Here is a 12508-nt window from a genome sequence, read left to right on the forward strand (position 1 = left end):
GGGCCGCAACGTACGATCCGCCTCCAACTCCCCTGGGGTTCCTGGAAGCTTTTCGAACTTTCTGGGTCGCTCCTCAGCCCGAATTGCGAGTGCTCATGGATAAGGCAGGATACTAGATTCGGTTTTTAGATAGCTCTGAAGGGATCGACTTCTGGTACATTGTGTCTGATAGCGCGCCGACACGAACTCCCAAGTACCATGCTTGAACGGCAGCTTTGCGCCGCAAGTCGGCCGTGTATGGTCGTGCTCGACCAGCCCGGAAGCAGACATCCTTCTCTTCGACAAAATGTCGAATTAGGCGGGAAGCAGACCTTTGCCACTTGCTCAACGGAGGTCCGGGCTGCGGGACGAAGCTGCTGTCGTCTAGTTTCTCGAGCGTCTTCTTGCTTCGGAAAGCCATGCCATACCAGGATTCTCTATCGGACCGCCTTAGAGGTAGCCGAAAGCTATTCATTCGCCACGGCAACCGACATCAAGCGCATATTGTGAAGCGAGCGGATGCAGCCATGCCCTTCAAAAAGTTGCGCACAATCGAAGCATGATATGCCTCGCGCATCGTCCATTTCGTTCTCATCGATGCCGAGTGTAATGCTGTATGGACTCAAAACGGGTGCAAAGGCGAAAAAGTCCTCCGGCAATGGTTCGATAGACTGCATAAGGCAAACGAATTCGCCGCTCGGGAGCTGAGTAGAGAAGAGCAGTTCGTCGGTCCATACTCCAAGCTTGGCTATTCGATTTGGATCCTCGCGGCTGTAGACGACATTCACCATCCGCCCGCACATGTGGGGAGGCGGTGCCAATGCCGTGTATTGTTTCGTATTTGGTATGGCTTCCTGTTCAGGCCAGAAACCGTCGGACGCAAACAGGATTGAGGCGGCAACCTGCCCCCGGTCCTCTTGTGTCGAGAGACGTTGCCACCGCAATATCGAACGAAAATCGGGACCGTCCTCCCGCCATTCCAAGTGTTGCGCGAAAAACCCTTCCAACAGCGCGACCTGACAAACACCACTTTGGTGAAGGCTGAGTTTAAGCATGCGCCTATATGCGTTACTCGTTAGGTAGACGTCATTGTGGTTGACAAAAAACGACCAGCATTCGGACCGGGGCTTGGCGTCCGCGATCGCGAATCTGAATGCGGTAGTCTTAGCCATCGCCAAAAAGACCTTTAATCGTCGCCTCGTAGATTCCCCTTCTAGGGATTGGTTGGCTCCTCGACTACACTGTCGTAGTGATGTTCGCGAAGAAGTCGTGTGGTGACGCCACCCTTACTACTAGAAGTCCGTTGCGCGAAGAGATCGCCTACCATTCCGTCGAGATTTCGCAGCGCATCACTTGAGCCCCCCGCTCGACGAAAACCGTCGCGAAACAGAGCATAGGCAGCTTGGCCGTGTGTCCATACCGCGCCAGCGATCACTGCAAATAGAAGGTCGCGGTCCTCGCCACCGGTCGTCAACGAGATCGCCCGAGCCCAGAACGGAAGATTGTCCTCGGTCAAGTAACACAACATCAGGCAGGCCCCTATCGCATGGTCGCGCCGCTCTGCCTCGACGCTCTGCTCAAGGACCGACATCCAGATATGGGGACTGTAAGTGAGGTAGTTACGGTAAGAAAACTGTTCCACCCAAGTGGCCATCCAATCCTTCAGCGCAGCTTCGCTGCTTTCGCAAATGTCGTCAGAATTGGTTGCGGCATCGTAACATCGATGCGCCTCGGCGAAGTGCCCGCAGAACAAATGCGCGTCACCCGCGCAGATCGCGACCTGCGGTTTCGCGTCAGCCTCATACGCATGGTCGTAAAGAGTAGCTGCCATTCGGTGACGGCCGCGAAAAAAAAGAGCAGCAGCCAGTTCTGCCAGGAAATAGCCTCGTCTAAGGTAGTCGGGATACTTCCGGCGGGCCAAGTTGTACTGCCGGACAGCCCTCGACATCGCGCCGGAGATTCGCAGGGCATTCCCGAAGGAATAGTGGATCGCCGATTGCCGCTCCGGCGTCTCCGCCGCATGGAACTCAAGCGCGTCGACATAGAACCTCGACGCCGTGGCCAGACGCTCTTCGAAGGGAAGGCTACTGCTCAGGAGGCTGTGGACGTAGAGAAGGTATGCCTCATCCTGGCGCTCGTGGATGCCGTTCAGGGCGGCAAGGTCACCTGCCAAAGTTGGGTGCTCGTTCAGTCGGGCAGCGACTACCGCCGCAACATTTCGGCTTTGACATCTGTAGCGGCGCTGCCGAATCAGCGTTGCCAAATCGCGTGCTTGCGAGATGAACTCATATCCACATGCGAAGTGGGCCAGCACGTAGGAGAGCTGTGCCGCAATCTCGTGACGATCGAAACTCTTAAGGTGGACAGTGATCGACGCGATCATGTCTATCCGCGACCGCAGATATTCGCCGTCGAGGTGAACCATGACGGGGAGGCATTCGCTGGGGTCCAATGACGTCCCTACGATCCGGCAGGAAGACGTGATCTCGGCGACTGCGCAACTCAGCTCAAACGAATGTGGGCCACCGCAGCGCCTCTCATCGATGCCCAAGCCGAGCGACAGCTGTCGCGAGGCCAGGCGGATTGTCCGGTACACCTTAAACGTGCGGACGATGGCTTCTGGATCAGCGTCCGACCAAGCATCGGTTTCGCAGAAGCGTATGGTCACGGTTTTGGTCTCGGGTTGGCCGATCTCGGCGAACACATTGGAAAGCCACTTCCAGTGGAAGCTATCGTCCACGCTGCAGTAGCGCACCACGATCGAGGGGCAGTCGAGGCTACCTAGGTAGAGGAGCCGATCCATCTTCATCGCAACTGAAAGCGCCTCTGTCGGATCGTCGGTCGCTTTGAGCTGCACAAGAAAGATCAGCCCCGTTGCCTCGTCGCGGTCGTCGAAGACCTCGACCTCGAGATCGACACCATAATCCTCGTCCTTGCGCCGACAAACCCAACGGCTCGGCAGGGCCTGCTCGTACCGCCGGATGGATTCGGCTTCAAGCTGGTGGCTTCGGGATCGCTTCGGCATTTCGCACAATTATCGCCGCCGTTGGCGGATTGGTAGGGCCTCACGCCATTTCTTTCTGTCGCGTTTTGTCCCGCTCGGCCACCTAACGACGGTTCTGCGTCGGCGCAGGTATGAAGCGAGAGTAGAGGGCCCCGCCGAGACGACCTCCGAGCGTCCGAGTACACCGATCCAGGGTCCCAAGCGGACTGTCCGGATACGGCCCAAAATCAGCCGGTCAGCAATGCGCCCGATGTCGGCCGTTGAGGTGATCTTTCCTGTTGCCCGATAGCTGACGTTGCCGGCGGCACCAACGATTTCGATGTCTTAACAAGCATTGGCCTCTCCGGAAGCTTCCCTTGAAACCTCGGGGAAGCACCGGGGGAGCATGCAGAGCTGCATCCCATCGCCACGAATTCTGTTGTGGACGGCGCAAGTGGTCAAGTGGTCACGCCGCCGCCGTGGCTAAGGGAGCGAGGATTCCCGCTGGCTCCCTCGCAGGAAACCTACCCGCTGCGACAGCCTGCGCGATCACTTCAGCGTAGGGGTCAGGTTGCTCTCGAAGCTGCCCATCGAAAACCTTTCGTCGGAGGCACTCGGCGACAAGGGCGCTCATGTCGGCGATCGGATCGTCGCCATAGTCTCGGTAGTACCTCGCGTACTTCGAGGAATCGTAGACATCCGGCGCTCCGCCGTGGATTACCGAGTTCCGCAATCGCATCAGCAGAAGCACACGGGTACGATCGAGCTTTCCCCCGAACAGTTCATCCACCCCGCGCGCAACAGCCTCCGTTGCGCCGTTTGCATCCCCAAACATCGAGTCGATCGTGATGCAGTCTATTGGGAACCGCTCGCTGTCCGGTAGAAACCAAGCCCTGTAGAAGTACTGCAGCGATTTCAGCTTCTTGATATCGGCCTCGCTGCTGGAAGCGAGAGCCCTATCAATCACTTCAAGCCAAACACCATCCTCGACCCCTAGCACAACGTCCTCGCCGAGTGCCGGCGTATGTGGCGAGCTGTCGGAAAAGGACCATCCATCACGAACGCCCACCACTCCGCCGAAAACCTTCCGGCCGGTAAACTGGTGTCGGTAGTGATGCATTACGGTGAGGGAGATCGCCCCTAAGATCGATGCTCGATATTTTTTTGCCACCTCAGGCGATGGAGCGGTGACAAGGAGCCAGCTCGTCGGGGTTTGGGTCTTGTGCTTCCAGTCGCTGAATGGCGGGAATAGATGACCATCGACGTAGCCGCGTGGCAGGTTCGCGAGCGGCGTTTGTGCTGCAAGACCAGTCGCTGTCGAGAGCGAGAATACCGCCCCCTCAAACGCATCTCTCATCTGGATGGTGACCAGCGGAAAGAGGCAAGTTTCTAGAGGCGGAGTGAGGATATCGCTCTCTGCGAACTGGTCGACAAGCAAGTCAACTTGCTCCTTCGATATCCGCTCCAGGAGTGAGGTTTCAGCGCGGCTGAAAATGTTGTTGCCCGCAACAAGGTGGTACCGGTCCGTGAGGAAAGACCGCAGCTTCTCAAAGGAATGGCCCAACGGAAGATAACGGAGATGTGGCGGCCCGAGGGACCTCAGCTTCATCACCGCAGGCATCAGCTTCTTTCGACGGAAGAAAAGCGTGACAGAAATGCCGCCTAAGGCGGGATGCCTATCGCGTCGGCCAAGGATGAATGCGCTGGCAAGGCCGTCTTCGCCAACGGTGTTGTAGGTTGCGGCAAGCAGCCCCACGATAATTTCACGCATCTGTACCGCGTTCACGACACCTCCATTAGCTGGCCCATTCGCGTGGATTGTTTCTACTAGACCCCTGCTTCTTCGGAACGTGCAAGAACTCTTCACTCACAAGCAAGAGGCTTTGGTTCTCGCCGCGTCCTCTAGCGGGCTCACAGTCGGCTTTCGGCAAGGAAACCGTGTTAGGAAGGTCCGGATTGGATCAGGGCCTGCATTTTGGGGTCGGAGGAAGGTCTTGAACGGGTCAGTCAGGGACCTCGGAGCTACCGAATCGAATGTCCGCTGTCGCTTTTTGAACGCCAGAAACTGCCGGTCGGCAAACGGCCCCTCGTTCTAACGGAACGCTTCGCGCCCCTCCAATGAGCCATTGAGGTGTTTGTTTGCTTCCTTCCTGCACCGCCATTCCCGCCGATCAATTTCTGCGCTCACGGCAAGTGCTCAGTGTTTGCCCTGCTCGATCGCGACCTTGAGTTCTTCCACCTTCTCCCTATGCTCAGTGTCAGCCAGCGTTTCCAGTCGCTTTGTGGTTTCATCCCAATCCAGAAACACGCTGACAGCCGATTGCTGGAGCGGGTAATATACCCGGTCGCTCACGGCCCAACTGCGCAGCTTGTCCAGGAGGAAAAGAAAGCCTTCATCGGGTTCGGTGAATTTCGTGACCCAGGCCTTTGGCTCTTCCAGGCCTGACAGGTCCCTCCAGCCAAAGAGGTAGGCTGCTAGATCCGGCATCTTCGAAAGATCGCCATCGTTCACCTGAGCGGTAGCACGCGTCTTCAAGCTATTCAGGAGGTCAGTCAGCTTCTCACGGTCGAAGGCCGAGCCATCAGGATTTGCCCGTTCACCGACGAGGCCATGCATGAAAAGCTCGTCTCTGATGAAGTGCCCGATCAGCCAGTTCAGCGACGGACAGTCTGAGGCGAGCTTGGTGGCTGCCGAGGTAAAGGCATCGTGGTCCAACGTCTTCAACTGTTTGAGGCAACCCCTCACCACACGTTCCGCGATATCCGAGACTGACAGCGACAACGGCCGCGGACTGTTGTCTTCGGCAAGGATGACATCCATGCCGTTGGATATGGCTTCTATCAGACCTGAGAGCCTCGATGCGCCGAGGCTTCTGATCATGTCGTCATCCAGCCGGTCCAGTAAATGTTCGAACCAACTCCTTCCTGACGACCTCCTTTTCCGGGCGAGAGCGACGAGTTTCTCCGTCAGCGCCGACGTGTGGCTCGTTGCGAGGGCGAGCAACGCGTTGAACTCGTCATCCGGCATTATCGTTTTCGGATACGTCAGCGCGAAGTAGTAGCGGTAATGGATCGGGCTGCCCAGACGGCGCAGCGCGATCATGTTTTTCACTTCGCCTACGCTTGAGCTCGAAAAGACGCATTGCTCGGGACTGTCGTTCTTGATGATGCCTGGAATGAACCGGCGCAGGCTCCAGATTGACTGCGTGGACATTGCGTCGTCTGACGGCAGAAGCTCCTGAAGCCGCTTGCCGATCTCCTTCTTGTCGTGGCTGCTGATTGTACCATCGCCTGTGACGAGGACCGAGCGTAGCGAGAGATATTCCTCGATCCAACGATAGAGAGCCGGGTTCGTTGTCTTGATCAGGTGCAACCGGCAGACGTCGGGGAAATAGACATCGTCCTTGATCGAGGGATACAGGAACCGGAGGCTGTTGAGAGCAAGCTTGACCTCTCGCGGGGTCCGTAGTGCGCCACCTTCGCGGTCCACCCCAACTTTAAGATCGGAGAGGAGCTCACTAGTCGCGGGGCTTCCGGTGACTTCCTCGAAGATGGCCAAAGCCTCTGTGAGGAATTGCTCCCGCAAGTCGAATGGCTCGGGGAGTGGTATAGTGAAGGTCAGCTGGATGATTTTTTGAAGGAACTGATCTCCATCGGATATCTTCAGGCCAGTCATAAGCGCGTGGGATAGGGCCGCCCGATCATAGCACATCAGGTAGGTAATCTTCGGGAAATCGGCGACCGACCTCACCAGCCGGACCACCTCAACGGCTTGTTCGGGCTCAAGCCGGTCGAGGTCGTCCAGAATGACGACGAAGCCGATTTTGAGCTCGGAAATCCTCTTGGAAATGTTGGCTTTGATTTCGGCAGTCGTCTGTTGGCGTTCAGACTGCTCAAGGTACTCAGAAGCCAAATCCAACGAGTCTCCCGCGATCTTCGCACCGGGAATGAAATATTCAGCCAACCGCGCGGCCGGCGCCAACGTCCGCCCTGTTTTCGCGCCGTACGACCGGACGAGATTGCCGAGGTCGGTTCCTTTCTTCTTCAGCTGCTTCCAACGGCTCTGTTTGGCGTGCGCGTTTTCAATCTGATCCAGAATGTCCGCTATTGGGATAAGCAGGGAGGATACGAGATTGGACCGATCTCCGCTGAGCCATGGCGCGATGTTTATGACGTGGATGTGCTCCGGCTTGCTCTTGTCCAGCTCGTGCCGCAGGAAGTTCAGCAGCGTGGTCTTGCCTGATCCCCAAGGCCCCTCCAGGCCAACGACCATGCCGTCTGTTTCGAACGTCTTCAGAATTGCGGGTGCGAGTCTTCTGGCTATGCCCACAAAGCCAAAAAGATCGGCCGCCTCGGCATTCAAGGGCCGGTCGGAGTCAGGTTGCGTTGGTGGCTTCATATATTTTTGATCAGCTCCAGCTAGATGTTCCATGGAGCTGATTAAGGCATACACATCTGAGGCGCAAAAGAGAAGCCTACTATGCGCCTCAGCAGCTTTGGGGGCGAAGGCAGGGAGGGACACAAGGGACCGGCGGTGTATCCCACGGCCACACTTAGGAGCGAAAAGGGCCGAGGCCGGAAACATCCGCCCTCAACACATGTTCGCATTCGACGCCTCCGATCATGGCTTAACGCGCAGAAAGCTGGCAGTTGGTCTTTGAGATCATTCGACGTTCGAAGGTCCGCTACTGACGATCCGAGCCTCGGAGCCGTCGGTCCACTCTCGGCCCGAAAGCGGTCAGCGCACGGTTCTACAAGTAGGGATCGCGCGACGGACGCGCTCAACAAGTGCGCGAATCTCTTCAGACTGACGCAGTAGCTCTCCGCTGGTCCGCAGGTTTTGCAGGCGCTGTTGGTTGCGCTGGGCTAGCCATTCCTGGCGCTGATTTTCCTTTTCGATCCGCTCCCGCTCTGCGCGCTCCTCGGCTTCCCGCAGGCTAGCTCTGAACTTTTTCTCGCCCGCCACGATGATCGCAGCCGCAATCTCAGCGATCTTTGACTCAAGCTTGGCGTCACCGTCATCCTGCCAAGAAACCGTATTCTTGCGATCGAAACCTGGATCGATCCGCAGCGCGATAAGGGTTGATGCTGGCAGGTCTGGCGCCGGCCGCAGGTACCCATGCTGACGCACGGTGCGGTGGCTACCGACTATTCCAATGTCCAAACCAAGATAGGAATCGCCGATGGTTGCTCGCGCATGAACTTCGCCATCGCGCTCGTAGGCATCACCGTCATGGCCACGCTTGCTGAGCGCCAAAAACAGCGCATTGAAGATTTTCAGCCGCCGCTTGCCTAGTGGATTGTCGAACTTGGGTTCGTCAAAGCTCCACTCACGCTCTGCATTTTTGTCGCGGCGGCGCTGCTCCTGCTTGAGCAGTTGAACGAGCCCTTTGTGGGGCCTGTCCAACGTCTGCGGGACAGAGACTTTGCCAATCGCCTTCAACTCTTGTGCGTGGAGTTCGTCGAGGTCTTCTGGAACCAGGGCGGACGCAAATGGCCCATTGGATGCAAGAGGGGCGGCAATAGGCAGCACCTTTTTGAAGCGGCCGTCGACACCTACTCGACCCAGTTCACCGGGGCGCCGCGGTGGCGCCTTGGGTACTGATGGCACCCTCTTTCCGGCACGGATTTTGTTCCAATAACCTTGCGGCGGCGACGCTACTCCGCTTCGCGTCAGCAGCTTCTTTAGCCCGACGTCGGACAGTTCGAGCTTTGCCGCCAAGTCCCGCATCGGTGCAGACCAGGCGAACGCAATCAGATCGTCAGGCAACACAAGAATGTCATTCTGCCACACGGCGGCTTATCTCCATTTTGTTCAGCCAGACTGCTTTTGGCACGCCTTCGCAGTGTCGATATGACACGCCGGCCAGTGCCATCTAAGGTCAAATCTGGCGACTCCGACGTGCCCGCGATCGTGCCAGAGATGCGCTCTCGTCATCAAGGCGGCTTCAGATCGGCTGCGGCTGAAGCGGCGCTCTCAGTGCACATCAGCGGTATGCTCTAGAAGCGATCCGCCTCCTTTCGTAGTTCTTAGCGCAACAGGGGACACCCGGGTATTCCCGCGTGGCAGAGCGAGTTTTGGTGCTATCGAGCGAGAGCCACGAAATACGACCGAAGAACGATGGCGAGATAAAAGGCCGCGAGGTGCGGCGTCGATCGGTTGTGTTGTTTCAAGTGGTTATGCCGCATTTTCGCGAGGTGCGGGTCTTTGCTGCACCTCCCAAGATCGTCGATTTTCGTTCTTCGTCCGTAGCTTAGTGCGATGTGCGGCAGCCCGACTGGCTTTTGTGGGGCCCGGGAAGGAGGGCGTGGTCAGAGACTGTTCTTGAGGTGGCCGCTCGTCGGTAGATAACGAGCTGTTGGATAGACCACGTTAGAACCTCGCCGACCTAGCCCGAAGTCCCCCCGGATCGGCGAACGGCTCGCTGCAGCAGAGGGGCTTCAGCTCGGCCCGTAGAGCCGACGTCGCCAGCGCCGGCCGTAGGATGCCGGCCGAGCGCAGGCTTGTAGGCTGGCGCCATCCTCCGCACGGCGGATACATTGGCTTCACCGCCCCAATGGAAGCGCCGGTCGCGACAAGCCCGCGCTCAATCGGAGCTTCCGCAGGGCGGTTAGGCACGGCATCCTAAGATGCAGGCGCTACGCATCGCCCCAGCCGCCCTGGCTCTCGACTGCTTGGATGTGTTGATCCTGACACGAATGCGCAAACCGTCGTGCTACGCTTTGATGGTTCGACGTCACTGGCGTGATGGGCATCAATGCTAATGGAAGAGGTTGCCATGTCTAGGATCCAACCGACGAGCTTGCACCTCCACTCCGGCAGCGCAGTCGTTCCTCGTCGGTTACGGCGGCGCTTGGTGCAGAGCCGCCGAGCCGAGACCAAGAACTGTCCATGAGTCTTCGAGCGCTGCTTGACGCGCACAAGATAGCTTATGCTGAGTTCGGCAAAGCCCTATACGAGTTAGGCGGTGGCAGCGGCGACCCCGCCAGAGCCAGCCGGCAAGAGCAGAGGGCGCTCTCGCCATCTGCGGCTATCCTGCCGTCGGGGGAGGGGATCGCCTAGCCAAGGCCCGATATCTTTTAGAGATGGAGTCGCGCGGCGAACTCGACCTCGCATAGCAGGCAGTCCTTCAATCGACGATTTGGGAGGTATGATGCGACCGGCGCACGCACGGTCGGGTAATGAACTTTTGGGTATGCGCCTCATATTGGACGCAGAAGGTTAGTTTGTGTGCCCGTAACGCGTCTCACAAGAGGCGCATCGGTTTGCTACTGCAGCGTGATGACCGTCGGATTGCGACGACCACGTTCCAGGCCGCTTAGATATTGCTGGCTGAACCTGAGCGCGCTTCCACCTTGCCTTCTCCCGACGCAAGCGACCGAAATTTCGGCCGCGAGTTCGAGCATTTCCATGTGCGTAGACTTGGCAGCTTACACACGTTGAGTTTATCAACTTCTTTATTCGTCAAGCTCCGACTTCGTTCCCTGCAGATCAGCTGAGGGGCGCTTCAGCAATTCCGCGGCGTCCACGCCCAGCACTTCGGCCAGCCTATCAACGACGTCGATGCTGGCGTTATACACGTTGCGTTCCAACGCACTAATGTAGGTGCGATCGATCCCTGCCTGATGCGCAAGCTCCTCCTGTGACAGGCCTTTGGTCTGCCGCAAAGTTCTCAGGTTGCGCGCGAACACCTCTCGGATTTCCATAGATACGAGAGCAGTGCCTTGAAGAGTATTTCACCACGGAGTATTCTCGACAATCGACGTTCGGAGATTCGGGATCCGTGATTGGTTTGGGACGGGAGAGCTTCCGCTCGAGTTCATGCTTCTCTTCGCGGTCGGCGTGCAGCCGCCGCAAGATGGGGTTGGAAAGGCTGGTGAACCGGATCTTCAATGCCGCCCTTAAGGTATTTTTTCTGCGGCTGAGACGAGTATCCCCGGGCCGCAAGACCCTACTGGCGATTGGTGCCGCAAATCCGGCATCAAACTCTCTGACCATTCGCGTAATCCACCAAAGGCCAGAAAGCGGACCAGGAAGGTTTCGCACTCCCTGTTCATTGGAGGTTTGGTGAGTTTGGCCGGAGCATACCGCGACGAACTCTCCAGTCTGGAGTGATATATGCAGCATCAGAAGGCTTTTCCGGAATCGAAGCGCACCAGATTTGAGGTGTTGACAAGGGCTGGAGCGGAGACCGCGCCTCATCCCACCGATCAGCATGTTGGCAGGCAGATCGCGATCATTCGCGTCCAGTCAGACGTCTCGCAGGCACAGCTTGCCCGATCCATAGGTGTCAGCTTCCAGCAGCTTCAGAAATATGAGAACGCGAGGAATCGCGTGAGTGCTTCCATGCTCTACGAGATCGGCAGGTCCCTGGACGTCCCCGTCCGTCGCTTCTTCGAAGGCCTGCCTGGGAATGAGACCAGCCGTGAAGCTTCGCCCCTGCCTGTCGACGAGCGCATCGACTTCATTGCAAGCGCGGAAGGCCGGCGCCTGATCGAGGGGCTGATGCATCTTCCTTCACGAGTGCGTGGTCGCATGGCAGCTGTAATCGCCGCATTGGGCGAGGAATTAGCGGAACCCGATTCCTATAGGGACACCAAGGCGACCGAACCCATGCCTGCCAACCGCAAGTCCATTTGAAAGGTGGTTGCGGCGGTTTCGTAGCAACCTGGGAGTATCGCCAGCAGGTAAATCAAAGCCGGGCGGTTCCCATGCCGCAGCTTCGCACCGGCCATCTGCCGTGTGCCTCCTTTTCCTCTACCTCGAAGTGAAAATCCCTGAATCGTTTCGCCTCGAAGCGAGGCAGCATGTCGGAAAGTTGGGCCCTGGTGACGTCAAGGGAGCGGCTCAGAGACTTCTTCTCCTGAAAGACTGCACAGCATGGCACCGCATCAACAAGCTACGGTCCCTGAAAGTGGAGGGTCGTTTACAGGCCTTCGACGCGTAAGGATCGCCCCCTGTGCGTGCGTCAGGAAAAGCGCCGCGGCGGGCTCTGCCCACAAGAAACTCAGTCGATAAGGCCTAGGACGTCATCACTCTGGCCTGGCTGTGCAACGAAGACTTGTCCAATCGCCAAATAGACTAAGGTCCGTCCTGGCAAAATCCGAAGTCAGCAGCCCGATCGGAGCATGGCATCTCGGCGGCGATCGCCAGCTCTTCCGCAGAGATGGCGCCGCCTGAATCAAGCCCAAGTTCAAAAAGTGGGGGCGACTGGATCATTATCGTTGCCCTTATGGAAGCCACCAAGTAGTTGTTGCGTAGTGGAGGACTGAATACATCATGCAAATAGAATCACCGGTCGGATCACGGCTCGCTACGTGATCGTGCTTCGTCAACGAAAGCTATCATTGGACCGCGGCTTCCGGCTGGGGAGATTATTATCCGTGCTCGAAGCGTCTTCGCTGGTCTATACAGTTGGACAAATTGGCTCAAATTGGACCCGATCCTTGACCGAGCTTCGAGGAGACAGCTTGACTTGGGGTTGAGACATCCGTGAACCGCCTGATCAACGTGACCATCCGTGTTGAACGAAAGCCTTAAGCAGG

7 protein-coding genes and 1 pseudogene are annotated in these 12508 nt (G+C 57.6%); 1 reads left to right on the plus strand and 7 read right to left on the minus strand.

Going from position 1 to position 12508, the window contains the following annotated elements:
- Nucleotides 1-446: 446 nt before the first annotated feature.
- The 7 genes and pseudogenes from NP503_RS00290 to NP503_RS00320 all read right to left on the minus strand — a co-directional run bounded on the left by NP503_RS00290 (nt 447) and on the right by NP503_RS00320 (nt 10669).
- Complete coding sequence (locus NP503_RS00290) at nt 447-1034, minus strand: hypothetical protein (protein ID WP_127269284.1); 588 nt, start codon at nt 1032-1034, stop codon at nt 447-449.
- Nucleotides 1035-1192: 158 nt separating this feature from the next.
- Nucleotides 1193-3004 (minus strand): DUF4365 domain-containing protein, encoded by a 1812-nt coding sequence (locus tag NP503_RS00295; protein WP_127271159.1) that lies wholly within the window; start codon nt 3002-3004, stop codon nt 1193-1195.
- Between the two features lie 424 nt (nt 3005-3428).
- On the minus strand, nt 3429-4748 hold the full coding sequence (locus NP503_RS00300; RefSeq protein ID WP_127268971.1) for a hypothetical protein: 1320 nt from the start codon (nt 4746-4748) through the stop codon (nt 3429-3431).
- 411 nt (nt 4749-5159) lie between these two features.
- Nucleotides 5160-7361: a P-loop NTPase fold protein gene (locus NP503_RS00305; protein WP_127268970.1), complete on the minus strand. Its 2202-nt coding sequence runs from the start codon at nt 7359-7361 to the stop codon at nt 5160-5162.
- A 339-nt stretch (nt 7362-7700) separates the two neighbouring features.
- Complete coding sequence (locus tag NP503_RS00310) at nt 7701-8756, minus strand: hypothetical protein (protein WP_127271157.1); 1056 nt, start codon at nt 8754-8756, stop codon at nt 7701-7703.
- Between the two features lie 1481 nt (nt 8757-10237).
- Nucleotides 10238-10337: pseudogene (locus tag NP503_RS33350) on the minus strand (transcriptional regulator); the annotation flags it as partial.
- 83 nt (nt 10338-10420) lie between these two features.
- Nucleotides 10421-10669 (minus strand): helix-turn-helix domain-containing protein, encoded by a 249-nt coding sequence (locus tag NP503_RS00320; RefSeq protein WP_127268922.1) that lies wholly within the window; start codon nt 10667-10669, stop codon nt 10421-10423.
- Nucleotides 10670-11081: 412 nt separating this feature from the next.
- Here NP503_RS00320 and NP503_RS00325 point away from each other — a divergent pair, with 412 nt between their 5' ends.
- Nucleotides 11082-11603 carry a helix-turn-helix domain-containing protein gene (locus tag NP503_RS00325; protein ID WP_127268924.1) on the plus strand — a complete coding sequence of 174 codons (522 nt, stop codon included), beginning with the start codon at nt 11082-11084 and terminating at the stop codon, nt 11601-11603.
- Nucleotides 11604-12508: the final 905 nt, after the last annotated feature.

Source organism: Mesorhizobium sp. SEMIA396, assembly GCF_024518615.1.
In the GTDB taxonomy this organism is placed as follows: Bacteria; Pseudomonadota; Alphaproteobacteria; order Rhizobiales; family Rhizobiaceae; genus Mesorhizobium.